Raw genomic sequence first — 25,364 nt, 5'->3', positions numbered from 1 at the left:
TGTGGTGGTCAGCGCTGGTCGGCCGGGAGCAACCCGGCGAGGTCGGTGAGGACGGGATGGTCGAGCACCTGGCGGACCGTGACGGCCCGGCCGAGTGCGATCACGAGCTTCACCGCGGACAGCGAGCTGCCCCCCAGGTCGGCGAAGTCGTCGTCGGGGCCCACCGATCCGGCGGGCAGGTCGAGCACGCGGGTGACGGCGTCAACGACGCGGCGCTGGGCCGCGGTGAGTTCGCCACCGGCCGGGCCGGCCGACGCGCTCCCGGCGACGGCGGCCTGCGCCGCGGCCGCGGTCGCGTGCGCGGTGAGGGTCTTGCGGTCGATCTTGCCGTTGGCGGTGACCGGCAGCGGGTCGAGCCGGTGGACCGTCGGCGGGACCATGTAGGCGGGCAGGCTGCGCGCCAGCCGGGTTCGGACCTCGGGCGCGTCCGGGCCGTCGCCGGCGTGGTAGGCGACCAGCTGCGGCCCGCCCGCGGTCGTCGCGACGACAACGCAGGCGTCGCGGACGCCGGGCACCGCCAGCAGCGCGTTCTCGATCTCGCCGATCTCGATCCGGAACCCGCGGATCTTGACCTGGTTGTCGCGGCGGCCGAGGAACTCGAGCTGCCCGTCGGGGCGCCAGCGGCCGTGGTCGCCGCTGCGGTAGAGCCGCTCGCCGGGCCGGTGCGGGTCCGAGCCGAACGCGGCGGCGGTGCGGTCGGGGTCGTTGACGTAGCCGCGGCCGACGCACACCCCGGAGAACACGATCTCCCCGGGCGCGCCGAGCGGGACCGGCGCCAGGTCGGCGTCGACGACGTAGACCTTCACCCCGGGCACCGGGGCGCCGAGCGGGACCCGGCCGTCCGCGGGAGCCTCGCGCAGCACGGCGTGGTTGGTGTCGTCGGAGGTCTCGGTCAGGCCGTAGGCGTTGACCAGCGGGACACCGGGCAGCACCCGGAACCAGCGCTGCACCAGCTCGGTCTTGAGCGCCTCCCCGGTGGCCGAGACCATCCGCAGGTCGGGCAGCGCCGTGGGGTTCTCCTCCAGGTAGGTCAGCACGACCTCGAGGTAGCTGGGCACGAGCTGGGCGACGGTGACCCGGGACCGCACCAGGGTGTCGACGAAGCGGCGGACGTCGAGGATCACGTCCTGCTCGACGAGCAGGGTCCGCCCACCGGCGAGCGGACCCGCGACGAGCTGCCACAGCGAGATGTCGAAGCACTGCGGCGCGGTCTGGGCGACCACGCAGCCCGGCTCCAGCTCCAGGTCCTCGATCTTGGCGAGCAGGTGGTTCAGCATCCCGGCGTGCTCGCACATCGCGCCCTTGGGCTCGCCGGTGGAGCCGGAGGTGAAGTACAGGTAGGCGAGTCCGTCGGCCGGGACGTCGGCGGTGGGCGCGGGGCCGTCGGCGGCGGCGACCGCGTCCGGCACGGTCAGCACCGTCGTCGCGACGCCGGCCTCGTCGAGGTGGGCGCGGGTGGCGTCGGTGGTCAGCGCGATCCGGCACCCGGCGCGGGTGAGTGTGCGGGCGATCCGCTCGGCCGGGAAGTGCGGCTCGACCGGCAGGTAGGCGCCACCGGCACGCAGGACGGCGAGCACCGCGACCATCCAGTCGAGGTCGCGGTCGCACACCACGGCGACGACGTCCTCGGGCGCCAGCCCGGCGTCGAGCAGGGTCGAGGCGACGCGGGCGGCCCGGTCCTCCAGCTCGGCGCGGGTGAGGGTGACCCCGGCGTGCTCGGCGACGACCTCGTCGGGGGCCGCGGCGGCGCGGTCGGCGAGCAGCTCGTGCGGGCGGCGGTCGGGCAGGTCCCGGGGCCGGCCGGCGAGGTCGCCGAGCTGGGCGTCGCGCTCGGCCCGCCCGACCAGCGCCGACGGGCGCACGGGCGCGTCGGGGTCGGCGGCGGCGAGCGCCAGGGCCGCGACGTGGTAGCCGGCGATCCGGGCGGCCGCGCCCTCGTCGAGGAGGTCGAGACGGTGGGTCAGGCGCAGGGTCCCCCCGGACACCGCGACGTGCAGCCCGGCGGCACCGGGCCCGTCGCCGGTGGTGGTGTCCGGGTCGGCACCACGCTCACCGGTCCGGTCCAGCGCGCCGGGGGCGATCTCGGCGCCGCGCAGGTCCGCGCCCGGGTCGAGCACCGTGCCGAACGACGGCACCGCGGTCCCGAGCTCGGCGGCCAGGCGTCCCAGGTCGGGCTCGGGGTGGGCGCGCAGCCCGGCCAGGGCGTCGGCGGCCGCGGTGACCAGCGCGGACCAGCTGCGGGCCGTGTCCAGGCACACCGGCAGCGGCGTCGCGCCGGTGCGGGCCGGGACCCCGGCGGTCACCTCGGTGTCGCCGGACAGGGCCGCGAGGACGGCGGCGTGCGCGGCGAGCAGCACCGCGCCGGCCTCCACGCCGGTCACCGCGGCGACGGCGGCGACCGCGTCCCGCGGGATCGGCTCGGTGTGCACGGCGGTCCCGGGCCGGGACGTCGCCGTCCAGGACGGGGCCGGGGTGGCACCGCCGGTGAGCAGGACCCGGGTCCAGTACTCGCGGGCGGTCGTGGTGGCGAGGTCGGCGAGCGTGCCGGTCATCGTGCGGTCTCTCCGTTCAGCAGCGGGGTCGGGGCGGGGCGGGAGCGCGGGGCGGCGGCCGGATTGCCCTCCCAGACGGCACCGGCGGGGACGTCCTCGCCCTTCATGAGGAAGGCGTCGCAGCCGATGCGGGCGGCGTCGCCGACGACGGCGCCGTAGTGGACGAAGGCGCCGACGTCGAGACAGGCGCCGGTGCCGACGGAGATGAAGTCGGACTTGAAGGTGCCGTCCTCCTGCGAGTGGCACTGCAGCACCGACCCGGCGTTGAGGACGACGTCGTCGCCGATGCGCACGAGCGTGCGGTCGGTCATGCCGCAGCCGTCGTCGAAGACGCGGCGGCCGATCTGCACGCCGAGCGCGCGGGTGACGAGGTTCTTGAACGGGGTCCCGGCGAGCATCCGGTCCCAGCCCTGCACCACGAGCTTCCAGTAGCGCTCGTGCCACCAGAAGTACGGGTCGTAGACCGAGCAGAAGCGCGGCCGCAGCCGGCGGCGCCCGGCGACGGCGAGCCGCTCGACGGTGATCGTGTACGTCATCGTGAACAGCAGCGACACGAGCAGCTGCACCCCGACCGCGATCGGGCCGAGCGGCACGATCAGCGTCGCGACGACGAGCGAGAGCAGGGTGATCCCGAACAGGGCGCCCCAGCGGACCGCCAGGGCCAGCGCGATCGACCGGCGGTTGTAGCGGTTCTTGGCGCGCAACCGGTCGTGCAGGTCGAGCCCGGTGTGCAGGTGCCCGAAGGTCGAGTCCCGGGCGACGGTGCGGGGGATCTCGAACGGCGGCGACCCGAGCAGCCCGACGCCGGTGCGCACCGGGCCGTCGGTGGGGACGAGCGTCTTGGTGGCGATCAGGCAGTCGTCGCCGACCCGGGAACCCGCGGTGTAGACGATCCTGTTGCCCAGGAACGAGTTCGACCCGATCCGGGTCCGGTTCACGACGAATGCGGTGTCCGAATAGTCGACATTGACGATGGACAAACCGTCGGCGACCATCGTCCCGGTTCCGATCGAGCTGGCGTACGGCGTCTCCTGCTTCACCGCGGTACCGAAATTCGTTCCCGTCTGCGGGGTGCGCCGGAGATCGTGTCCGATGATCCGGAGATAATCGACGATGTAGGAGCTGTCGCCGAGCAGATACGTGAAGAACCTGATGTTGGTGATCCGTAACACGGTGCGCTGCAACGTGTATCGCAGACCGTAGAGCGGATACACACGCCCCTCGGTGAGGCCGGCCGAGAGCACCCGGGCGACGACGGTGGCACCGATCAGCCCGATGACCATGCCGCCGAACATCAGGACCGTGGTGGTCGCGAGCGCCTCGACCCACATCCTCCCGGACAGGACGTCCGCGGTTCCTGCCGACAACACCGCGGCCACGGTCGGGATCCGCTCCAGCACCGCGTCGAGCACGCCGGTGCCCAGCGGCAGCCAGACCAGCAGCAGCCAGCCGAGCTGGCCCACCGCGTAGCCGGCGCGCCGGCCCGGCCCGACCGGGGCGGACACCGCGGCACCGGGGTCGCCGCCACCCGGGCGGGCGGGTGTCCCCCACCAGGTCTGTCCGGCCGGGACGACCTGGCCGGTGTGCAGCGAGGAGGCGTGGGCGAGCCGTCCGCCGTCGCCGATCTCGGTCCCGATGTCGATCACCGACGCCTCGCCGACGACGACGCGGGCACCGATCGTGACCCGGCCGGTCCGGATGATGCCCGGCTCGGCGCGGTAGCAGGACAGGATCGAGTCCTTGCGCAGCACGGTGTTCGCGCCGATCGTGAGCAGGTCCGGGCAGGCCGGGATGGTGCGCGCCAGCATGACCACGCCGGGCCCGATCCGGGCGCCGAGCAGGCGCAGGTAGAGCGGCAGCAGCGGCGAGCCCGCGGCGACCAGCAGCAGCGGGTTGGTCCGGACCAGGGTCCTGGCCAGCCAGAACCGGTAGTACGACGCGCTCCACAGCGGGATCTCGCGTTCGGTCCAGCGGCCGACGAGCAGCCACTTCGCGGCGATCGGGAGCACCGCGAACACCGTGAAGGCGACCGCCACCGCGGCCAGCGAGCGCAGGTAGAAGTCCACCAGCCCGGTACCGAGGGCGATCCACTGGTACACCGCGCCGAGCAGGGTGCCGTAGGCGAGGGTGAACACGACGAAGGTGAGCAGCTGCGCCGCGCCGCACAGCACGTAGGCGCGGGTGGTGCCGGTCGGGACCGGCTGCGCGGGCGGTGCCTCGTCCGGCACGGGACCGGCGTCGCCGGCGAGGGCGACGGCCAGGCCGGCGGCGGTGGGGTGGGCGTAGACGTCGGTCATCGCGACGTCGGGCAGGTCGTCGCGGCGGCGGACCCGGGCGCAGAAGCGGGTCATCGTCATGGAGTCGGCACCGAGGTCGGTGAACACGTCGGCGTCGGCCCCGACCTCGGCGCCGACCAGCTCGGCGAGGATCGCCCGGTAGCCCTCGCGCACGTCGTCGACGGTGCGGACGGGGCGCGCGACCGACGGGGCGAGTGCCGCGGCCAGCCCGGCCACGGTGGGGTGGGCGTAGACGTCGGTCATCGCGACGTGCGGCAGGTCCGGCCGCTGCCGGACCCGCGCACAGAACCGGGCGAGGACCATCGAGTCGGCACCCGCGTCGACGAAGAAGTGGTCGTCCGGCCGCACGGGTGCGTCGAGCAGCTCCGTGATGATCGCTGTGAACGCGATCACGACAGCGTGTTCCGACTCGGACACCGTGCGCGATTCCTGTTCGCGCACAGGCCCGGCGGTCATCACCCCGTCTTTCGACACCATCGCCATCCCCCGGCAGTACGAGCGTGTACGGGCAGAATCGTCGACCATTTCCAACGCGTTACATAGTCATTTTTTATGATCGGCCGACCCCCGGCTCACACCGTTTCCGGGGCACAGCGGCACGATTCCGACCGCGACGTCGAGGGCGTCGCGGTCGCGGGCCGCGATGCGACGCGATCCCGATGAACTGTTTTCGTGACTCGACGAGCGGAGGTTCGACGTGAGCCTGGATGTGATGCAGCTCACTACATATCAGCCGTCGGTGCGGGCGTGCCGCGGAGGACCGGGGGTGCACCCGGCCGGTTCCGGCCGATCGCCCGTGGCCGGGCACGCGCGGTGATTCACTCGTCCGGCGACACCGGCCCCGGCGCGTGCGCACCGCCGCCGGGGTCGCCGGGGCGGAGCATGGACGGTTCTCCCCGACCACCACGCACAGGAGGACGTGTGACCGCACTGCCACGCCGCAGCGTGCTGCTCGGCACCCTCGGGGCCGCGGTCGCCGGGCTGGTGCCGGCCACGCCCGGCGGTGAGCCCGCCGCCGTGCCCCGCTGGTTCGCCGGTGCCCTGCGCCAGGCGACGACGCCCGACCCGTTCACCCTCGGCGTCGCCTCGGGCGACCCGTCGCCCGACGGGATGGTCCTGTGGACCCGGCTCGCCCCCGAGCCCGACGCCGAGGACGGCCGCGGCGGCATGCCCGACCGGGCCGTCGAGGTGGAGTGGGAGGTCGCCGAGGACGAGCGCTTCGCCCGCGTCGTGTCGCGCGGCACCGAGACCGCCACCCGCGAGCTCGCGCACAGCGTGCACGCCGAGCCCGCGGGGCTCGCCCCGGGCCGCGAGTACTTCTACCGGTTCCGTACCGGTGGCCACCTCTCCCCCGTCGCGCGCACCCGGACCGCTCCCGCGGCGGGGGCGGCCGCCGCCTCACTGACCATCGCGACGGCGTCGTGCGCGAAGTTCGGGGCGGGCCACTTCACCGCCTACCGCGGGCTGGCCGCCGACGCCCCCGACCTCGTCCTGCACCTGGGCGACTACTTCTACGAGACCGACCGGGGCGAGGTCCGCGACCCGGGACCGCCGGAGCCGAAGACCCTCGCCGGGTACCGCCGTACCCACGCCCACCAGCGCTCCGACGAGGACCTGCGCGCCGCGCACGCCGTCGCGCCGTGGGTGGTCGTGTGGGACGACCACGAGGTCGTCAACGACTGGGACGGCGCGACGCCCGACCGGCGCCGTGCCGCGGCCCAGGCGTACTACGAGCACATGCCGCTGCGCCGGGCCTCGGTGCCCGACGGCCCGGACATCCAGCTCTACCGGCGGCTCGCGTGGGGCTCGCTCGCCACCTTCCACGTCCTGGACACCCGTCAGTACCGGATGCGCGGCTCGATGCTCGGCGCCGACCAGGAACGCTGGCTGCTGCGCGGGCTGGCCGACTCCGCCGCGGGCTGGGACGTGCTGGCCCAGCAGGTGTTCTTCGCCCCGCGCCGGGGCGGCAAGTCCGGCACCTGGGGGGAGTTCACCGGGTCCCGGGAGCGGGTGGTCCGCGGCTGGACCGAGGCGGGCGTGCGCAACGCCGTCGTCCTCACCGGCGACGAGCACGTCCACCACGCCAACGAGATCCCCGGTGCCGACGAGCGGATCGCCGGCACCGAGCTCGTCACCACCTCGGTCACCTCCGGCGGCGACGGCGACGGCGACGCGAAGTCCGGTCGCAGCGGCAGCTCGGTGTGGTCGCTCGACCGGCGCGGCTACGTGCTGGCGACGTTCACCCCCGCGCAGATGCGCGCGGACTTCCGCACCGTGTCCCGGGTCAGCGAGCCCGGTGCCACGGTGCGCACGGCGGCGTCGTTCGTGGTGCCGGACCGGGAGCCGGGCCTGAACAAGGTCTGACCCGGCCCCCGGCGCTCAGCCGGTCGCGACCCGGGGCTCGCGGACGTCGTCGTCGAGGGTGTCCAGCACCAGTGCGGCGATGCGCTCGCGGTGGGCCTCGGCGGACCCGAGCAGCGCCGCGTCGGCGACGGCGCGCTTGTAGTACAGGTGCGCGACGTGCTCCCAGGTGAAGCCGATCCCGCCGTGCAGCTGCACCGCGTCGGCGGCGACCCGGTACGCCGTCTCCGAGCAGGTGGCCTGCGCGATCGACACGGCGAGGTCGGCGTCGTCGACGCGCGGGTCGTCGACCGCCCAGGCCGCGTGCAGCGCCGCGGTCCGGGCCTGTTCGACGGCGACGAGCATGTCCGCGCACCGGTGCTTGACCGCCTGGAACGACCCGATGGGCCTGCCGAACTGCAGCCGCTCCTTCGCATAGGCGACGGTCAGGTCGAGCAGGCGGCGGGCGATACCGGCCTGTTCGGCGGCGAGCAGCGCCCCGGCGGTGCGGAAGGCGTGCCGCAGCGCGCCGTCGGCGTCCGCGCCGGTGGCGAGCACGGTGCCGGTCGCCCCCTCGAGGACGACCCGGGCGACCGGGCGGGTCACGTCGAACGAGCCGCACCGCTGCACCCGCACCCCGTCGGCGCCGGGGTCGACCACGGCCAGCACCGGGCCCTCGGGGCCCGCGGCCGCGACGACCAGCACGTCCGCGGCGCCCGCGTCCGGGACGTGCTCCACCGTGCCGGTGAGCCGGTCGCCGTCGGCGGTGACACCGGCCGCGGTGGCGCCGTCGTAGGGCTCGGTGAGCCGGGCGACCAGGGCCGCGGTGCGCGAGCCGTCGGCCAGCGCGGCGAGCAGCGCGTCGCGCCCGTCGCCCGCCGGGGCCGCGACCAGCGCCGGGACCGCGAGCGCGACGGTGCCGAGCAGCGGCCCGGTCACCAGCGCCGCACCCAGCTCCTCCGCCGCGACGGCCTGGTCCACACAGGTCCCGCCGGCGCCGCCGAGGTCCTCGGGCACCGCGAGGGACAGCGCGCCGAGCTCGGTGCCGAGCCGGGCCCACAGTGCCCGGTCGAACCCGTCGGTGGTGTCGACGAGCCGGCGCAGGGTGGCCTCGTCGTGCTGGCGCCCGGCGAAGCGGTGCAGCGCCGCGCGCAGCTCGCGCTGCTCGTCGGTGACGTCGAACTCCCGGAGCTCCTGCTCAGCCACGGGGGACCTCCTTCCAGGGGCGGTCGGAGTCCGACCGGGGCTCGCCGGGCAGACCGAGGACGCGCTCGCCGAGGATGTTGCGCATGACCTCCGAGGTGCCGCCCTCGATGGTGTTCGCGCGTGAGCGGAGGAAGCGCTGCTGCACCGTGGAGTTCGGGTCGGTGTGCACCCGTGCGCGGTCCATCGTCCAGTCGTCGTAGAGCAGCGCGTCCGGGCCGAGCAGGTCCATGCAGAACTCGTAGACGTCCTGGTTCAGCTCGGCGCCGACCAGCTTGGACACCGACCCCTCCGGACCGGGCTGTCCGGCGCTCGCGGTGCGCCGCGCGCGGGCGAGGGTGAGGCGGTGGGTCTCGGCGCGGGTCCACAGTGCCGCGAGCCGGTCGCGCAGCACCGGGGTGTGCCGGTCGGGGTGGGCCCGCCACAGGCCGAGGGCCTCGCCGATGACGCCGCTGCCGCGCCTCCCGGTGACCCCGCCGATGGCGGTGCGCTCGTTCATCAGGGTGGTGATCGCGACCTTCCAGCCGGCGCCGACCTCCCCGAGCCGGTGCGCGTCGAGGACCCGGGCGTCGTGCAGGTGGACCTCGTTGAACTCGGCCTGCCCGGTCATCTGGCGCAGCGGGCGGACGTCGACGCCCGGCTGGGTCATGTCGATCACGAAGTAGGTCAGGCCGCGGTGTTTGGGCTGCTCGGGGTCGGTGCGGGCGACGAGCATCCCCCACCGCGCGACGTGGGCCAGGGTCGTCCAGACCTTCTGCCCGTTGACGACCCACTCGTCGCCGTCGCGGACCGCGGAGGTGGCCAGGCCCGCGACGTCGGAGCCGGCGCCGGGCTCGCTGAACAGCTGGCACCAGATCTCCTCGCCGGTGGCCATCGGCCGCAGCCAGGCCGCCACCTGGTCACGGTCCGGGCCGTACTCGACGACGGTCGGCGCGCCCATGCCGTAGCCGATCGGGTTGACCGCGAACATCCGCTCGCCGCCGGCGTCGGTGACGATCTGGTCGACCACCGGCTGGAGCCCGCGGGACAGGCCGAGCCCGCCGAGCCCCTCGGGGTGGTGCACCCAGGCGAGCCCGGCGTCGTAGAGGGCGCCGAACAGTTCCTCGCGCGGCACCGACCGCGGGTCGTGGGCCTCGACCACCTCCCGGGCGGCCTGTGCCACGCGGGCCGCGTCGGATGCCGGTCGGGTCGTGGTGGGCGAGCTCATCGCACCTCCGGAAGGCGGGCCTGACGGTCGTCGTCGACGTCGCTCCGAACCTAGCCGTCATCAGTTTCGGGGACCACGGTTAACGGTTCCTGGTCCGTGCGCGACATCAGGTTCGTCCGTCTGACGCAGTCCGAACCGCAGGAGCAACGATGCCCGCCACCACCGCCGCCACCCACCGTCCCGCGGCCCCCGTCCTCGACGAGACCGCGCTGCCGGGCTGGGTGCTGCTGCTGATCACCGCCGGACTGGCCGCCGCCGTCGTCGTGATCATGGTGCTGTCCTACAGCGGGCTGGCCTGACCCATACTCGGGAGTGATGCCCCCACTCCCCGACCTGCCGGTCCGCGCCGTCCTCGACGAGCTGCGGGCGGCGCTGGACGACCGCGGCGCCGCCGTGCTCGTCGCCCCGCCCGGGACCGGCAAGACCACCCTCGTGCCGCTCGCCCTGGCCGGGCTCGACGGCTCCGGCCCGGCACCCGGGGGCACGGTGCTGGTCGCCGAGCCGCGCCGGGTCGCCGCCCGGGCCGCCGCGGCCCGGATGTCGTCGCTGCTGGGGACCGAGGTCGGTGGGCCGGTCGGCTACCGCGTCCGCGGCGACGCCCGCACCGGGCCGGGCACCCGGGTCGAGGTCGTCACCTCCGGCCTGCTGCTGCGCCGCCTCGCCGGGGACCCGGAGCTGGCCGGGGTGTCCACCGTCGTCCTCGACGAGGTGCACGAGCGTCACCTCGACGCCGACCTGCTGCTCACCCTGCTGCTCGACGCCCGCGACGGGCTGCGGCCCGACCTGCGGCTGCTCGCCACCTCCGCGACCCTCGACGCGGCCCGCCCGGCCGTACTGCTGGGCGACGACGACCGGCCCGCGCCGGTGCTGGAGGTCGCCGCCCGCAGCTACGACGTCGCCGTCGCCCACGTCCCGCCCGCCCGGGCCGGTCGCGGCGGGATCGAGCGGATCGAGAACACCGTGGCCCGGACGTGCGTGCGGGCGCTCGAGCACGGCAGCGTGCTGGCGTTCCTGCCGGGCGTCGCGGAGATCGGGCGGACCGCGTCGGCGCTGCGCGAGCTGGGACCCGACGCCGACGTCCTCGCGCTGCACGGCAGGCTGCCCGCCGCGGAGCAGGACGCGGCGCTGCGCGACGGGCCACGGCGCCGGATCGTGCTCGCCACCGCCGTCGCCGAGTCCAGCCTGACCGTGCCCGGTGTCCGGGCCGTCGTCGACTCCGGGCTGGTCCGGGTCCCGCACACCGACCACCGGCGCGGACTGTCCGGCCTCGTGACGCGGCGGGTCTCGCGCGCGGTCGCGACCCAGCGCGCGGGCCGCGCCGGCCGGGAGGCACCCGGCGTCGCCTACCGCTGCTGGCCCGAGGGAGAGGTCCTCGCCGACGCCCCGGACCCCGAGATCCGCACCGCCGACCTCACCGCGCTCGCGCTGGACCTCGCCGTCTGGGGCACTCCCGACGGCAGCGGTCTGCGCTGGTGGGACGCCCCGCCGCCCGGTCCGCTGGCCGCCGGACGGACGGTGCTGACCGCACTCGACGCGATCGACACGCGAGGCGCGGTCACCGACCGGGGACGGCGGATCTCCGCGCTGGGCCTGCACCCGCGCCTCGCCAGGGCCCTGCTCGACGGCGTCGCCGCCGGTGGGGACCCGCGGGAGGTCGCCGGGATCGTCGCCGTCCTCGACGACGACACCCTCGCCGGTCCCGCCGACGACCTGACCGCCGCGCTGACCCGGCTGCGCTCCGGCGACGCCCCCGGCGCCGGGCGGTGGCGTGGGGACCGGGACCGCCTGACCGGTGCACTGCGCCGCGCCCGCGCCTCGTCCCCCGCGGTCGCCGCCCCGCCGACCGCCGCCGTGTCGCCGGGCACCTCGCCGGGAGCCGGGGCGCGCTCCGGCCCGGCCGCCGCGGCCCCGGGCCGTACGCGCGAACAGCCCGGGCGCGCCGCGGGGGCCCCGGGCGGCGAACTCGTCGCGCTGGTCACCGGGCTCGCCTACCCCGAGCGGCTCGCCCGGCGCCGCGACGCCGCGGCCGGGGTGTTCCTGATGACCGGTGGCACCGCCGTCGAGGTCCCGCCCGGCCCGCTGCGCGACGCCGAGTGGCTGGCCGTCGCCGTCGCCGACCGGCGCCCCGGGCAGACCCACGGCCGGGTCCGCCTCGCCGCGACCACCGACGCCGCGACCGCGCTGCGCGCCGCCGCACCGCTGCGGGTCACCGGCTCGGAGGCCGTCTGGAGCGACGGCGACGTCCGCGCCCGCACCGTCGACCGGCTCGGCGCGATCGTGCTGTCGGAGAAGCCCGACCGCTCCCCCGACCCCGGCGCCGTCCGTGACGCGCTCGTCGCCGGGCTGCGTGCCGAGGGCACCGGGCTGCTGCGCTGGACGGCGGGGGCGGTCTCCCTGCGCGAGCGGTTGGGCTTCCTGCACCGGGTGCTGGGCGCACCGTGGCCCGACGTGTCCGAGGAGGCGCTGCTCGACTCGGCCGCCGATCCCGCCGGGTGGCTGGCCGGTCCGCTCGCCACCGCCCGGCGACGCTCCGACCTGGCCCGGGTCGACGCCGGCCCCGCGCTGCGCCGCCACGTCGCCGCGTCCGTGGGCGGGCTCGCCGGGCGGATCGACGAGCTGGCCCCGGAGCGGCTCACCGTCCCCACCGGGTCCCGGATCGCACTGGACTACTCCGGCGCGGCCCCGGCCCTGCCGGTGAAGGTCCAGGAGGTGTTCGGGTGGACCGGCTCCCCGGCCGTCGCCGACGGGCGGGTCCCGGTGGTGCTGCACCTGCTCTCCCCCGCCGGGCGTCCGACGGCGGTCACCGCGGACCTGGACTCGTTCTGGGACAACGCCTACCCGCAGGTCCGGGCCGAGCTCCGCGGGCGCTACCCGAAGCACGCCTGGCCCGAGGACCCGCGCACCGCGACACCGGGACGGGGCACCGGGCGCCGGAGATGAGCCCCGCACCCCGCACCCCGGAGCTCCGCCGGCGCGGCGGCCCTGTCGCCGAGTTGCAGCTCAGCGGGAAGTGTGGATCTCCACAGCCCGCTGAGCTGCATCTCGACGAGCGCGGGACGACGGACCGCGACGGCGCGTAGGGCCCGGGCCTCGCTCCGCGGGACAGCCGGGCCGCTCAGCGGACCTGGTCGGCGAACACCACGACGTTGTCGACGTAGCTGCGGGCCGACCGGTCGAACACCCCGCCGCAGGTGATCAGTCGCAGGCCCGCGTGGTCGAGATCGCCGTAGACCTCGGCGGTCGGGAACTCCGCCTTGGGGAAGCGCCCCACCCGGCGCACGGCGAACACCACCGACGTCCCGTCGGCGCGGTCGACGCGGATCTCGTCGCCGGGCTCGAGGGTGTCCAGGTCGGCGAAGGCGCCGGGCAGTCCCTTCCAGTCGACGTGCGCGGTGAGCACGGCGGGACCGACCTCCCCCGGGGTCGGTGCGCCGGTGTACCAGCCGACCGTGCCCGCATCCGCGGGGACCTCCATCGACCGGTCCGCGGCCAGCCCCATCGGCCGGGGCACGGTGTCGAGCCCGAGCCGGTCGACCCGTAGCCGGACCGGCTCGGACCGCACCAGCGGCGCGGGCCCCGGCGGCAGCAACGCCCCCGGCGCGGGCGCCGGAGCGGGCACCGGGACGGAGGCGACGGCCGTCGCCCCGGGCTCGGGTGCGCCCGCGGGGTCGGCGAGCAGCAGCGCGGCGGTGAGGACACCGACCGGCGCCAGCACCCGCGTCACCCGGCGCAGTGCACCGGCTCGTCGCCGCGCCCGCCGCCCTCGGTCCGGGCTCCCGCGCCGCACCGTCCCGGCCCGGTCCCCGGCCACCGTTCCGCGCCCGGCGTGGTCCCCGGCCACCGTCCCGCGCCCGGACCGGTCCCCGGCCACGGGGCCGCGCCCGGCCCGCGCACCGGGCGGTGCGGCGGGTCCGGGCACCGGGAGGACGGGACCGGGCACGGTGCCGGGGTCAGCCGCGGCGACCGGTGGCGACGCGCCGCACCGCGACCGCGCCGATGCCACCGGCGACGACGGCACCGAGCGCCAGCGGCAGCACGTCGGCCGGGCCGCCACCGGCCTCGACGCCACCGACCGGCGTCGCGGTGACCTGGGTGGAGTCGTCGGAGGCGGCCTCGACCGCGGCCGGGGACGCCGCGCTGCCGTAGTCGTGGTCCTCGCAGGCCTGACCGTCGTTGTCGCGGTCGAGTCCGTAGGGGTCACCCGGGGTCAGGGCCGCCTGGGCGTCGGCCTGGCTGGCGAAGTCCTTGCAGTCGCGGTCCTGGGCGAAGGCCGTACCGGCCAGCGGGAGGGCGGCCGCGGTCGCGAGGAGCACGGCGGCGGACAGGGAGCGGAGGCGCATCGGGGTGTCCTTCCGGGGAACGTGGGGGGAGCCACGCAGGTAGCAGCGATCCGGACGTGTCGGTCGTTACACCCGATCGTGAATGGATCCGAACGGACTTGAACCGGCTCCGCCGGGCGGCGGAAGGTGGTCCGGTGAACGCTCTCCCCACCCCCGACGACGTCCGTGCCGCGGCAGCGATCCTGCGCGGCCACGCCCACCGCACCCCCGTCCTCACCTCCCGGCTCACCGACGCCGAGCTCGGCGCACAGGTGTTCGTGAAGGCGGAGAACCTCCAGCGCACCGGGAGCTTCAAGTTCCGCGGGGCGTTCCACACGCTGTCCCGGCTGTCCGCGGCACAGCGGCGGGCGGGGGTCGTCGCGTTCTCCTCGGGCAACCACGCCCAGGCCGTGGCGCTGGCCGCGCAGCTGCTGGAGGTCCCCGCGACGATCGTGATGCCGCACGACGCCCCGGCCTCGAAGCTCGCCGCCACCCGCGGCTACGGCGCCGAGGTCGTCGGCTACGACCGCTACGCCGAGGACCGCGCGGCCATCGCGACCGCGCTGTCGGAGGAGCGTGGGCTCACCCTCGTCCCGCCCTACGACCACCCGCACGTCATCGCCGGGCAGGGCACCGCGGTGCTGGAGCTGCTGGAGGACCACGGCCCGCTCGACGCGCTGTTCGTCTGCCTCGGCGGGGGCGGGCTGCTCTCCGGATCACTGCTCGCGACGCAGGCCCTGTCCCCCGACGCCCAGGTGTACGGCGTCGAGCCCGAGGCCGGCGACGACGGCCTGCAGTCCCTGCGCGCCGGGCACGTCGTGCGCATCCCGCAGCCCCGCACGCTCGCCGACGGCGCCGCCACCACCCACCTCGGCGACCACACGTTCCCCGTGATCGCGCAGCTCGTCACCGACATCGTGACCGTGCCCGACACCGCCCTGGTCGAGTCGATGGCGCTGTTCGCGGCGCGCTACAAGGTGCTCGTCGAGCCGACCGGGGCGCTGGCCTTCGCGGGCGTGCGGGCGGCCGTCGCCGCGGACCCGCAGCGGTGGGCGGGGACGCGGATCGGCGTCACGATCTCCGGTGGCAACGTCGACCTGGACCGCTTCGCCGCCCTCGTCACCGGCTGACCGCGCCACCGGCCCGGGCGGCACGACACGGAGGGGCCCCGTCCGGACGGTCCGGACGGGGCCCGGTCGGGGCGGAGGGTCTCAGCGCCGGTCGTGCTGCAGCGCGTCCTCGGCGATCACCGCCTCGGTCGGCAGCCCGGGCACCTCCCGGACGGCCTCCTCGGCGGCGGCGCGCTCGTGCGACGGGCCGGGCTGCTCGGCCTCGGCGTCGGCGGCGTCCAGGTCACGGCGGATCGTCGAGAGCAGCGCCACTCCCACCAGCACGACGACCGCGGCGATCAGGAACGGCACCGAGGCACCGACGGCCGCGGCCATCAGACCCGCGGCGAACGGGGCGAGGCCGCCACCGATGAACCGGACGAACCCGTAGGTGGCCGACGCGGTCGGGCGGGGCACCGGCGAGATCGACATGACCGCCGTCGTCACCAGGGTGTTGTTGACGCCGACCACGATGCCGGACAGGACCACCGCGACGATCACCACGGCGGGCACGTCGTCGAACAGCCCGATGGCCGCGAGCAGCACCGCGATGCCGACGAGCGCGCCGTAGAGGGTGCGCGCGGTGCCGAAGCGGTCCTTGAGCCAGGGCGCACCGAACACCGCGAAGGCCGCGACGAGCAGCCCCCAGCCGAAGAACACCGCACCGAGCGAGATCGGGTCGAGCCCGCCCATCAGGAACGGTGCGTAGCCGAGCAGGGTGAAGAAGCCCCAGTTGTAGAGCAGCCCGACCCCGCTGGTGGTGGCGAGCGCGCGGTGGCGCAGGGCGGCCAGCGGTTCGGAGAGCCGTGCCTTGTGGGTCGGGACCGGCGTCGGCTCCAGCAGCACGACGGTCGCGACGAGCGCGATCAGCATCAGCACCGAGACGCCGAAGAACGGGCCCCGCCAGGAGACGTTGCCGAGCAGGCCGCCGAGCAGCGGACCGGTGGCGATGCCCACGCCGAGCGCGGTCTCGTAGAGCACGATCGCACCGGCGAAGCCGCCCGAGGCCGAGCCGACGATCACCGCGAGCGAGGTTGCGATGAACAGCGCGTTGCCCAGGCCCCAGCCGGCCCGGAAGCCGACGATGCCCCAGATCCCCGACGACGCCCCGGCCAGCGCCGCGAACACCACGATCAGCGCGAGGCCGGTGATGAGGGTCCTCTTCGCGCCGATCCGGGACGACACCCAGCCGGTCACCAGCATCGCGATCGCGGTCACGACGAGGTAGCTGGTGAACAGCAGCTCGACCTCGGCGTGCGTGGCGTGCAGCTGCCCGGACAGCGACGGCAGGATCGGGTCGACCAGCCCGATGCCCATGAACGAGATGACGCAGGCGAAGGCCACCGCCCAGACGGCCTTGGGCTGGCGGAACGGGCTGGGGGCGTGCGCCGCACCGGATGTTCGGGACATGTCATCGCCTTCCCCCGGGAACGGACCCCGGAGAGATCATGGACGTATCGGACCTGCCGAACATTGCATCACGCAACGCATGTCATGAGCAATGCGAACGACCGTGACCGTGCCCATGTCCCGCTGCGGTCGGGGAACCCGCCGTCGTCGCGATCGCGCTCGGCGGCCTCGGCCCGGTCGCCGGCGTCGGGAACGCCCTGCCGGGCGCCTACCTGTTCCGCTGACCGGTCCGCAGCACCGGCTTGCCCGGAGCCCGGTCCGGTGACTCCAGGTGCGCGTGCGCGGCGGCGACGGCCGCGACGCCGTCGTCCAGGTCGAAGACCCGCTCCACCAGCGGGGTGAGCGTGCCCGCGGCGAGCCCGGCGCGGGCGAACGCCTCGGCGCGGGCCAGCACCGCCGCGTCGCCGGTGACCTCGCGGACGTGGAAGCGGCGCAGCCACACCGGCGCGTACCCGGCCGCGGGCAGCGGTGTCGGCTCCCCGGACAGTCCGCCGTGGACGATCACCGCGCCGCCCGGGGCGCAGGCCCGCACCAGCCGGGCGACGCCGGGCCCGCCCTCGGCGTCGAGGACCAGGTCGGCACCGCCGCCGAGCGCGGACCGCAGCGTCTCGGCGTCGGGCGTGCCGGTCAGCACCTCGGCGGCCCCGGCGGAGCGCAGGACCGCGGCGTGCCGGTCGTCGGGGACGACGGCGACGGCGTGCACCCCGAGGTGCCGCGCGACCTGCAGCGCCGCGGCCCCGATGCTGTTCGCCGCGGCCGTGACGACGAGCCGGTCCCCCTCCCGCAGCCGGACGGCGTGACGGGTCATGCCCCACACGGTCAGCAGCGGCATCCACAGCGCGGCGGCGCCGTCGTCGTCGAGACCGGGCGGGCGGGCCAGCAGCGACCGGACCGGTACGACGGCCTCGTCGGCGTAGACCGGGTGCTCGTTCTGCGACGACGCCGGGATCACGCACACCTCGTCGCCGGGCGCCCAGCCCGTCACCCCCGGACCGGTCCCGAGCACGGTGCCCGAGCACTCGCTGCCCAGGCCCGCGGGGAGCACCGGGGCGTCGAGGTAGGTGCCGCGGCGGAAGTTCACCTCGGAGCGGTTGAGCCCGACCGCGTGCACCCGGATCCGCACCTCCCCCGGGCCCGGGTCGCGCAGCGGCAGCCGCTCGATCCGCAGCACCTCCGGGCCGCCCGTGGCGTGGAAGCGGACGGTGCGCACGAGCGGGGACGTCACGACGGACCAGCCTAGGTCCGTGGCGGCCGGTGGGGCACGATGAGCGCCGTTGCACGGGGAAAGGACAGGGATGCGGCGTCGGGTCGAGGTCGGGCTGGAACGGATCACGTTCTTCAGCGACGGGGTGTTCGCCATCGCGATCACGCTGCTGGTGCTGCCGCTGACCGACGCCGAGATCGGCCCGGGCCCGGTCGCCCCGCAGCTGGTGGAGCTGCTGCCGCGGATGCTCACCTTCGCGCTGAGCTTCGCGGTGATCGGGCGGTACTGGACGGTCCACCACCAGCTGTTCGCCCGCTTCGACCGCGCCGACGCCCGGATGATGACGCTCAACCTCGGCTACCTGTTCGGCATCGCGTTCCTGCCGTTCCCGACGTCGCTGCTCGGCGGGCACGGCGACAGCACCGCGGCCGTCGTGCTCTATGCGGCCACGCTGGTCGTCATCGGCTCGTTCTCCGCCGCGATGTGGGCCTACGGCTCCTACCGCGGCCGCCTGACCCGCGCCGACGTGACCCCGGACGAGGCCCGCCACACGCTGGTCAACGGGCTGGCGCCGGTGGTGTCGTTCCTGCCGTCGCTGGTGATCGCCCCGCTGAGCCCGACCTGGGCGATGCTGTCCTGGCTGCTGACCGTCCCGGTCTCGGCCGTCGCCGAGCGGCTGTTCCCCGCGCACCGCGCGGCGCGGGCCCGCGCGCAGGCGGGCACGCCGGACACCGCGTGAGGCTCAGACCTCGTTGCTGATCTCGACGAGGTTCCCGTCCGGATCGCGCAGGTAGACGCTGAGCAACGGACCCCGGGCCCCGGTCCGCTCGACCGGCCCCTCCTCGACGGCCACGCCGGCCTCGGCCAGCTCGCGCCGGACCTGCTCGATCGGGTCGAGGGTGATCAGGCACAGGTCGGCGCTACCCGGAGTGGGCCGCTCGGCCTTCGGCTCGAACTCCCGCCCCGCCTCGTGCAGGTTGATCTTGCTCGGGCCGAAGGCGAGTGCGCGGCGCCCGCCGCCGAACTCGACGTCCTCCATCCCGAGCACGCGGGTGTAGAAGGCGACGGTGGCGTCGACGTCGGCGACGGTCAGCACCAGGTGGTCGAGGTGGTCGATGCGCATGACCGCGATGCTGGCAGCCGGGCCACCCGGACGCAGATCCTCCTGTGGGTGACCGCCACCGCCCCGGACCGTGACCGGTCGTCCGACGTCGACACCCACACGGACCACTCGGGCGGGTCGCTACCGGCGAACGGGCGTTCGTGAATCACCCTTGTACCTGGCCGTGCAGCCGAGTGGAGAGGGACGAGGACGCACGTGGACGACGAGCTGACGACCGGCGGGGAGACCCCGCCCGCGGACACCGCGAGCACCCCGGCGCCCGAGCCGCCGAAGCGGAGGCGGGGCAGGCCACCGGGCTCGACGGCCCGCACCACCCGGGTCGTGACCATGACCCTGACCGTCAGCGGTTCCGCCGACGGCGACTGGCAGGCCGAGCTGAAGCAGGGCACCACGTGGGTGGCCCGCGGCCTGCCGGTGACGGCGTCGGCGGTGTCCGCGGCGGCTGCGGCGCTGCACGCCGACCTGTCCGGCCCGGTCGACGAGCTCATCGAGGGCGCCCGGTCGGCGAAGGCCGCGCGGGTGGCGGAGCTGGAGGCCGAGCTGGAGCAGGCCCGCAAGGACCTGGCCGAGCTGGAGCAGTGACCACGCCGGGGTGACCGGCGCGGTGGCTCAGCCGAGCAGCGGCCCCAGTGTCGTGGCGTGCTCGCGCAGCAGGGTGACCAGCTCGGGGTCCGGGTCGGCGACCCGGGTCGCCGGGCCGGACAGCGCGAGACCCGCGACGAGCGCCCCGTCGGCGGGCGAACGGACCGGTACGGCCAGGCACCCGCGGTCCGGGCGCAGCTGACCGGTCTGGGTGGCCAGGCCGTCGCGGCGGACGGCGTCGAGGACGGCGTCGAGCGCGTCCGGGTCGGTGACGGTGCGGTCGGTGACCGGTCGCAGGTCGCGGACCAGGGCCCGCCAGTCGGGCTGCTCGGCGAGCAGCAGCCTGCCCAGCGCGGAGGCCTGGGGCAGCCGGGCGAGCAGGTCGGCGTCGCTGGGCGGGTGGTCCGGGTCCGGGTCGAGGACCTGCAGCCGGGCGCCGTCGAAGATCGCCAGGTGCACGCCCCACCGGACGCGGCCGCGCAGGTGGTCGACGACGGTGCGCGCGGCGGTCGGCAGCCGCGGGACCGCGACCGGGGACAGCCGCGCGGCACGGCGCCCGAGCGCGAAGCCGCGCAGGTCGGGCAGCCGGACCAGGTACTCCTCGCCGACGAGCAGGTTCAGCACCCGGTAGGTGGTCGCCGGGGGCAGCCGCAGCGCCGTCGAGATCTCCTTGGCGGTGACCCCGGGTCCGGCCGCGACGACCTCCTCGAGCACCGCGAGCGCGGTCCGCACGGCCCGTGGCTGGCGTCCGCTGATCGGCGCCGGGTCCACCGTCACCGGGCCCGCCCCCAGACGTCGGAGGCGACGGTCTCGTCGTAGACGCCCAGGCCGTGCAGCCGCCCGCGGCGGCGCAGCACGACGGCCCACACCGCACCGGCCCCGAGCGCCGCGGCGAGCGCGATCCCGGTGGCCGGGGCGGCGACGACGAACGCGACCAGGGCCGCGACCAGCGACGGGACGGCCACCACCGCGGTCGCGACCGCGGCCGGGGTCAGCTCGCCGATGCGGCGCAGGAACGCCGGCGCGGCCAGGCAGACCAGCACGTAGCCGACGAGGAACCCGACCGTCGCGACGCCGAGCAGCGCGGCGAGCACCGTCCCGACGGGGACGCCCAGCGCGACCGGGACGGCGACCGCGAGCGTCGCCGCGGGCGCCCCGAGCCCGACGGCGACGTGCGGGGTCCGGAACCGGCGGTGGGTACGCCCCAGCGGGCGGGGCACGACGCCGTCGCGGGCCAGGGCGAACAGCACCCGCGACAGCGCGGTGGTCGTCGCGACCGCGCAGGCGAGGAAGGACAGGACGAGCGCGGCGTCGAGCAGCGGGGGGATCCAGGACCAGCCGCGGGCGACGGCGAGGACCTGCACCGGCTGGGTCTGCCCGGCGAGCCCGCCCGGGACGGCGGCGAACCCGGCGACCTGCACCGCGGCCGCGAAGACGTAGAGCACCGCGGTCACCGCCGCGGTCGCCGTGACCGCGCGCGGCACCGACCGGAACGGGCGCCGGGCCTCGGCCCCGAGCGAGGTCGCCACCTCGAACCCGATGAACGCCGCGAGCGCGGGCACCACGCCCGCGGCGACCGCTCCCGGGCCCGCGGGCGGGACGGGCGCGCCGGGGCCGGGCAGCGGGCCGCCGACGAGCAGCACCACGAACACCCCGACCAGCACCGCGACCGCGACCGCCTCCACCAGCAGCACCACCCGGGCCGCGGGGCGGACCCCGCGCACGACCAGCGCGGTCACCACCGCGCCGACCGCGACGGCGAGCAGTGCCGACGCGAGCGGCCCGGTCGCCCACGGCCCGCACAGCGGCCCGAGGTAGGCCACGGCACCCGCGATCGCCGCGCCGCACAGCAGCAGGTACCCGGCCAGCGTCGCGATCCCGGCCGCGAACGCCGGTCCGGCGCCGAGGCCCTGCGCGGTCAGCGTGTAGATCCCCCCGGGTGCCGCCATCCGGCGGGTGAACCGGGCGACCGAGGCGGCGACGAGCAGCGCGAGCACACCGGCGACGACGAACGACCACACCGTCCCCGCCCCGGCCATCCCCGCGACGATCACCGGGGTGGCCGCCATCGCCGCCGAGGGTGCCGAGCCGGCGATCGACTGCGCCGCGACGTCGGCCGGGCCCACCCGTCGCCGGGCCAGACCGTGCACCGGTGACCGGTCACGCAACGACGTCACGACGCCCCCTCCCGCCCTCACCGGTGATCCTCGCCCGCGGACACTAGCTCCCCGTGTCGACGCCATGACCAGCGACGACGGGTCGAACGAGAAAAACTCCGGAGCCGTTCCCGCAGCGCGGGAACACCACCGCCGGTGATTCGCACCACATGGGATCCGGCGTTGTGCACGGTCCGCGGCACCGGCCACCGTCCCGGCACCCGACGTCCGCCTCGACCGCCAGGAGGAACCGTGAGCGCACCCGCGCCCCGCCCGTCACCACCGTCGCCGTCCCCGGAGCCCGCGGACCGGCACCGTCTGCGCGGGACGCTGGGCGCCGGGTCGATCGTGTTCATGGTGGTCGCCGCGGCCGCGCCGCTGACCGTCGTCGCCGGGACGGTGCCGCTGGGACTGGCCGCGGGCAACGGTGCCGCGTTCCCGATGACCTTCGTGCTGTGCGCGGTGGTGCTGCTGCTGTTCGCGGTGGGCTTCTGCGCCATGTCACGGCACGTGCCGGGTGCCGGCGCGTTCTACGCCTACGTCGCCCGCGGGCTCGGTGCCGCGCCGGGCCTGGGCTCGGCCTTCCTCGCGCTGGTCACCTACACCGCGGTGCAGGCCGCGGTGTACGGCTACCTGGGCGCGACCGTCGACGCGCTGGTGCAGCACTACGGCGGGCCCACCCTGCCCTGGTACCTCTACGCGGCCCTGGCGCTCGTCGCCGCCGGGGTGCTCGGCTACCGCCACATCGAGCTGTCCGGGCGGGTCCTGGGCACGCTGCTGGTCGCCGAGGTGGCGATCGTGCTGGTGTTCGACGCGGTCGTCGCCGCGACCGGCGGGCTCGGCTCCGGCCGCTCGACGGCGCTGTTCGTGCCGTCGCAGTTCCTGTCCGGCTCGCTCGGCATCGCGATCATGTTCGCGATCGCGTCGTTCATCGGGTTCGAGGCCACCGCGGTGTTCCGCGACGAGGCCCGCGACCCCGGGCGCACCATCCCCCGCGCCACCTACCTGGCCCTCGTGCTGATCGGCGCGTTCTACACGCTGTCGTCGTGGGCGGTCGTCTCCGCCTGGGGCGACGACGGCGCCGTGGCCCGCGCGACCGAGGACCCCGGGAACATGATCGTCGCGACGATCACCGCGGTGCTCGGCCCCGTCGGCGGCGACCTGGCCCAGGTCCTGCTGGTCACCAGCCTGTTCGCGGCGCTGCTGTCGTTCCACAACGTGCTCTCGCGCTACCTGTTCGCCCTCGGCAACGCCGGCTCGATGCCCGCCGCACTGGGCCGCAGCCACGCCCGGCACGCCTCGCCGCACGCCGCGTCGGCGGCCCAGTCGGGCACCGCGCTGGCGCTGATCGCGGTGTTCGCGGTGACCGGGATGGACCCGGTGACCCAGGTGTTCGCCTGGATGGCCGGGACCGCGACCCTCGGGGTGCTCGCCCTGATGGCGCTGACCTGCGCCGCGGTGCTCGTGTTCTTCCGCCGCTCGCGCGTCGACACCCGGTTCTGGCACACCGTCGCGGCCCCGGCCCTGGGGCTGGCCGGTCTGCTGGTCTGCCTGTGGCTGACCGTCGCGAACTTCCCGACGCTCATCGGCGGCTCCCCCGCGCTGGCCACCGCCATCGGCGGGGTCCTGGTCGCCGCGTTCGTGCTCGGAACGGTCCTGACCCGGTTCACGGGTGACCGCCCCGGGACCTTGCCCTCGCCCGACGCACCCGGAACCGTCACCGGGCACGACACCGGGCACGACACCGCCGGAACCGACCTCCAGGAGGAGACCCGATGACCGCCGTCCAGGAGCCGCGCACCACCGCGAGCCACCCGCTGGCCCCGACCACGGAGGCCGAGGTCACCGTCGTCCGCGAGGTCCTCGCCGCGGCCGGGCTGCTCACCGAGCACGTCCGCTTCGCGTTCTTCGCCCCCGAGGAGCCGCCCAAGTCCGAGGTCCTCGCCCACCCCGACGGCGCCGACGCCGAGCGCAGCTTCCGCGCGGTGCTGCTGGACCTGGGCACCGGGCGCTCCCACGACACGGTCGTCTCGGTCACCCGTCGTGAGCTGGTCTCCTGCCGCGAGCTGGAGCCCGAGCGGGAGGGCCAGCCGCCGATCATCGACTCGGAGTTCGAGTTCATCGAGGACGTCCTGAACGCCTCGCCGGACTGGCTCGCCGCGCTGGAGAAGCGCGGGCTGGAGCCCGCCTCGGTGCGCGCCGTGCCGCTGTCGGCCGGCGTCTACGACATCCCCGGGGAGAAGGGCCGCCGCCTCGCCCGCGCCTTCGGGTTCCGCCAGGATCACGAGGCCGACCACGCCTGGGCACATCCCGTCGACGGGCTCGTCGCCTACGTCGACCTCACCGCCCGCACGGTCGACCGGGTCATCGACACCGGCGTCGTGCCGGTGCCCGCGACCAGCGGGAACTTCGACGACCCGGCCGTACAGGGCGAGCACATGACCTCGCTCAAGCCGATCGAGATCACCCAGCCCGAGGGGCGCTCGTTCACCGTCACCGACGGCCGGGTCCGCTGGGGCAAGTGGGACCTGCGCGTCGGGTTCAACGAGCGCGAGGGCCTGACCCTGCACCAGATCGCCTTCGACGAGCGCCCGATCTGCTACCGCGCCTCGGTCGCGGAGATGGTCGTGCCCTACGCCGACCCGGCGCCGGTGCGGTTCTGGCAGAACTACTTCGACTGCGGCGAGTACATGTTCGCCCGCTACGCCGACTCCCTGCAGCTGGGCTGCGACTGCCTCGGCGACATCCACTACCTCGACGCGGTGGTCGCCGACGACCTGGGCAACCCGCGCACGATCAGCAACGCCATCTGCATGCACGAGGAGGACCACGGCGTCCTCTGGAAGCACACCGACATCTTCACCGGCGCCCGTGAGGTGCGCCGCCAGCGTCGCCTGGTGATCTCGTTCTTCACCCCGATCGGCAACTACGACTACGGCTTCTACTGGTACCTCTACCTCGACGGCACCATCGAGCTGGAGTGCAAGGCGACCGGCATCGTGTTCACCTCCGGCACGCCCGGCGAGTACGCCACCGAGGTCGCGCCCGGCCTGGGTGCGCCGTTCCACCAGCACCTGTTCTCCGCGCGGCTGGACATGACCGTCGACGGCACGGCCAACGCCGTCGAGGAGGTCGAGGCGGTCCGCGTGCCGATGGGCGAGGGCAACGCCCACGGCAACGCGTTCGCCCGCTCGGCCACCCGGCTGACCCGTGAGTCGCAGGCCCAGCGGGACGCCGACCCGGGGTCCGGGCGGGTCTGGCACGTGGTGAACACCGAGCGGACCAACGCCCTGGGACGGCCGGTCGGCTACGTCCTGCACCCGCACGGGCAGCCCACCCTGCTGGCGGACCCGGCGTCGTCGATCCACGCGCGGGCGACGTTCGCCTCGAAGGCGCTGTGGGTGACCCGCTACGACCCGGCGCAGCGCTACCCGGCCGGCGACTTCGTCAACCAGAACCCGGGCGGGGACGGGCTGCCGTCCTGGGTCGCGGCGGACCGCGACCTCGACGGCCAGGACGTCGTGCTGTGGCACACCTTCGGGCTGACCCACTTCCCGCGGCCGGAGGACTGGCCGGTCATGCCGGTCGACTACACCGGCTTCGTCCTGAAGCCCGCCGGGTTCTTCGACCGCAACCCCACCCTCGACGTCCCGCCGGCGCCCACGAGCTGCCACTGACCGTCCGCCCCACTCCGAGCCGGCGCCGCACGGGCCGTGTCGCCGCCGCACAGGTTCTGTCCTGCGCGGCGCGTCCACGACGTGTGCGGCGCCGGTGTCGTCGGCGACCGAGTGCCGCGCCCAGGCGGGAGGCGGTCGCGGTGAAGGGGGTCAGGTCGGACCAGGTCCGGCGGACGACGGCGAAC

Annotated in this window: 19 protein-coding genes; 8 read left to right on the top strand and 11 right to left on the bottom strand. The window is 75.5% G+C overall.

The window, feature by feature from the left end:
- Positions 1–8 precede the first annotated feature (8 nt).
- Complete coding sequence (locus ND486_RS00185; protein ID WP_251782229.1) at positions 9–2,552, bottom strand: non-ribosomal peptide synthetase; 2,544 nt, start codon at positions 2,550–2,552, stop codon at positions 9–11.
- Positions 2,549–5,242, bottom strand: coding sequence for a Pls/PosA family non-ribosomal peptide synthetase (locus ND486_RS00180; protein WP_251782228.1), 2,694 nt, complete (start codon positions 5,240–5,242; stop codon positions 2,549–2,551). The genes ND486_RS00185 and ND486_RS00180 overlap by 4 nt, the downstream gene beginning before the upstream one ends.
- A gap of 489 nt (positions 5,243–5,731) precedes the next feature.
- Here ND486_RS00180 and ND486_RS00175 point away from each other — a divergent pair, with 489 nt between their 5' ends.
- Positions 5,732–7,213: an alkaline phosphatase D family protein gene (locus ND486_RS00175; RefSeq protein WP_285898046.1), complete on the top strand. Its 1,482-nt coding sequence runs from the start codon at positions 5,732–5,734 to the stop codon at positions 7,211–7,213.
- Positions 7,214–7,228: 15 nt separating this feature from the next.
- Here the strand turns inward: ND486_RS00175 and ND486_RS29480 are convergent, their stop codons facing one another.
- Both ND486_RS29480 and ND486_RS00165 read right to left on the bottom strand, forming a co-directional pair.
- Complete coding sequence (locus tag ND486_RS29480) at positions 7,229–8,395, bottom strand: acyl-CoA dehydrogenase family protein (protein ID WP_251782226.1); 1,167 nt, start codon at positions 8,393–8,395, stop codon at positions 7,229–7,231.
- Positions 8,388–9,599 (bottom strand): acyl-CoA dehydrogenase family protein, encoded by a 1,212-nt coding sequence (locus ND486_RS00165; protein WP_251782225.1) that lies wholly within the window; start codon positions 9,597–9,599, stop codon positions 8,388–8,390. Before ND486_RS00165 ends, ND486_RS29480 begins: the two co-directional genes overlap by 8 nt.
- Before the next feature lie 149 nt (positions 9,600–9,748).
- On the opposite strand from ND486_RS00165, the gene ND486_RS00160 reads away from it, so the two are divergent.
- Together ND486_RS00160 and ND486_RS00155 are read left to right on the top strand one after the other, a co-directional pair.
- The gene (locus tag ND486_RS00160) at positions 9,749–9,898 is read left to right on the top strand and encodes a hypothetical protein (protein WP_208825523.1); all 150 of its coding nucleotides are present in this window, start codon (positions 9,749–9,751) and stop codon (positions 9,896–9,898) included.
- Positions 9,899–9,914: 16 nt separating this feature from the next.
- A complete protein-coding gene (locus tag ND486_RS00155; protein ID WP_251782224.1) occupies positions 9,915–12,539 on the top strand; it encodes an ATP-dependent RNA helicase in 2,625 nt (874 codons plus the stop codon).
- 175 nt (positions 12,540–12,714) lie between these two features.
- On the opposite strand, the gene ND486_RS00150 is transcribed toward ND486_RS00155, so the two are convergent.
- Entirely contained in the window at positions 12,715–13,323 is a 609-nt protein-coding gene (locus ND486_RS00150; protein ID WP_251782223.1) for a class F sortase, read from the bottom strand.
- A 226-nt stretch (positions 13,324–13,549) separates the two neighbouring features.
- Positions 13,550–13,939, bottom strand: coding sequence for an excalibur calcium-binding domain-containing protein (locus ND486_RS00145; RefSeq protein ID WP_251782222.1), 390 nt, complete (start codon positions 13,937–13,939; stop codon positions 13,550–13,552).
- 134 nt (positions 13,940–14,073) lie between these two features.
- On the opposite strand from ND486_RS00145, the gene ND486_RS00140 reads away from it, so the two are divergent.
- Complete coding sequence (locus ND486_RS00140) at positions 14,074–15,048, top strand: threo-3-hydroxy-L-aspartate ammonia-lyase (protein ID WP_251782221.1); 975 nt, start codon at positions 14,074–14,076, stop codon at positions 15,046–15,048.
- Positions 15,049–15,129: 81 nt separating this feature from the next.
- On the opposite strand, the gene ND486_RS00135 is transcribed toward ND486_RS00140, so the two are convergent.
- Positions 15,130–16,437: an MFS transporter gene (locus tag ND486_RS00135; RefSeq protein WP_251782220.1), complete on the bottom strand. Its 1,308-nt coding sequence runs from the start codon at positions 16,435–16,437 to the stop codon at positions 15,130–15,132.
- A gap of 208 nt (positions 16,438–16,645) precedes the next feature.
- Complete coding sequence (locus ND486_RS00130) at positions 16,646–17,662, bottom strand: alcohol dehydrogenase catalytic domain-containing protein (protein WP_251782219.1); 1,017 nt, start codon at positions 17,660–17,662, stop codon at positions 16,646–16,648.
- A gap of 70 nt (positions 17,663–17,732) precedes the next feature.
- Here ND486_RS00130 and ND486_RS00125 point away from each other — a divergent pair, with 70 nt between their 5' ends.
- On the top strand, positions 17,733–18,380 hold the full coding sequence (locus ND486_RS00125; RefSeq protein WP_251782218.1) for a TMEM175 family protein: 648 nt from the start codon (positions 17,733–17,735) through the stop codon (positions 18,378–18,380).
- A 3-nt stretch (positions 18,381–18,383) separates the two neighbouring features.
- Here the strand turns inward: ND486_RS00125 and ND486_RS00120 are convergent, their stop codons facing one another.
- Positions 18,384–18,764: a VOC family protein gene (locus ND486_RS00120; protein WP_251782217.1), complete on the bottom strand. Its 381-nt coding sequence runs from the start codon at positions 18,762–18,764 to the stop codon at positions 18,384–18,386.
- 195 nt (positions 18,765–18,959) lie between these two features.
- On the opposite strand from ND486_RS00120, the gene ND486_RS00115 reads away from it, so the two are divergent.
- Positions 18,960–19,346, top strand: coding sequence for a DUF6319 family protein (locus ND486_RS00115; protein WP_307799818.1), 387 nt, complete (start codon positions 18,960–18,962; stop codon positions 19,344–19,346).
- Positions 19,347–19,373: 27 nt separating this feature from the next.
- On the opposite strand, the gene ND486_RS00110 is transcribed toward ND486_RS00115, so the two are convergent.
- Together ND486_RS00110 and ND486_RS00105 are read right to left on the bottom strand one after the other, a co-directional pair.
- Complete coding sequence (locus ND486_RS00110; RefSeq protein WP_238590040.1) at positions 19,374–20,078, bottom strand: IclR family transcriptional regulator; 705 nt, start codon at positions 20,076–20,078, stop codon at positions 19,374–19,376.
- A 41-nt stretch (positions 20,079–20,119) separates the two neighbouring features.
- The gene (locus tag ND486_RS00105; protein ID WP_251782216.1) at positions 20,120–21,544 is read right to left on the bottom strand and encodes an APC family permease; all 1,425 of its coding nucleotides are present in this window, start codon (positions 21,542–21,544) and stop codon (positions 20,120–20,122) included.
- Between the two features lie 210 nt (positions 21,545–21,754).
- Here ND486_RS00105 and ND486_RS00100 point away from each other — a divergent pair, with 210 nt between their 5' ends.
- Both ND486_RS00100 and ND486_RS00095 read left to right on the top strand, forming a co-directional pair.
- Entirely contained in the window at positions 21,755–23,281 is a 1,527-nt protein-coding gene (locus ND486_RS00100) for an APC family permease (RefSeq protein WP_251782215.1), read from the top strand.
- A complete protein-coding gene (locus ND486_RS00095) occupies positions 23,278–25,179 on the top strand; it encodes a primary-amine oxidase (RefSeq protein ID WP_251782214.1) in 1,902 nt (633 codons plus the stop codon). The genes ND486_RS00100 and ND486_RS00095 overlap by 4 nt, the downstream gene beginning before the upstream one ends.
- The last annotated feature ends 185 nt before the right edge of the window (positions 25,180–25,364 follow it).

Source organism: Pseudonocardia sp. DR1-2 (assembly GCF_023717215.1).
Classification (GTDB): domain Bacteria; phylum Actinomycetota; class Actinomycetes; order Mycobacteriales; family Pseudonocardiaceae; genus Pseudonocardia; species Pseudonocardia alni.
The sequence above is the reverse complement of the archived record's forward strand: the minus strand, read 5'-3'. Positions and strand labels throughout refer to the sequence as shown.

Bases quoted from the DNA above. Each gene is read 5' to 3' on its own strand.
- ND486_RS00185 (WP_251782229.1), bottom strand. From the start codon at position 2,552: ATGACCGGCACGCTCGCCGACCTCGCCACCACGACCGCCCGCGAGTAC.
- ND486_RS00175 (WP_285898046.1), top strand. From the start codon at position 5,732: ATGGACGGTTCTCCCCGACCACCACGCACAGGAGGACGTGTGACCGCA.
- ND486_RS00165 (WP_251782225.1), bottom strand. From the start codon at position 9,599: ATGAGCTCGCCCACCACGACCCGACCGGCATCCGACGCGGCCCGCGTG.
- ND486_RS00160 (WP_208825523.1), top strand. From the start codon at position 9,749: ATGCCCGCCACCACCGCCGCCACCCACCGTCCCGCGGCCCCCGTCCTC.
- ND486_RS00155 (WP_251782224.1), top strand. From the start codon at position 9,915: ATGCCCCCACTCCCCGACCTGCCGGTCCGCGCCGTCCTCGACGAGCTG.
- ND486_RS00145 (WP_251782222.1), bottom strand. From the start codon at position 13,939: ATGCGCCTCCGCTCCCTGTCCGCCGCCGTGCTCCTCGCGACCGCGGCC.
- ND486_RS00135 (WP_251782220.1), bottom strand. From the start codon at position 16,437: ATGTCCCGAACATCCGGTGCGGCGCACGCCCCCAGCCCGTTCCGCCAG.
- ND486_RS00125 (WP_251782218.1), top strand. From the start codon at position 17,733: ATGCGGCGTCGGGTCGAGGTCGGGCTGGAACGGATCACGTTCTTCAGC.
- ND486_RS00120 (WP_251782217.1), bottom strand. From the start codon at position 18,764: ATGCGCATCGACCACCTCGACCACCTGGTGCTGACCGTCGCCGACGTC.
- ND486_RS00095 (WP_251782214.1), top strand. From the start codon at position 23,278: ATGACCGCCGTCCAGGAGCCGCGCACCACCGCGAGCCACCCGCTGGCC.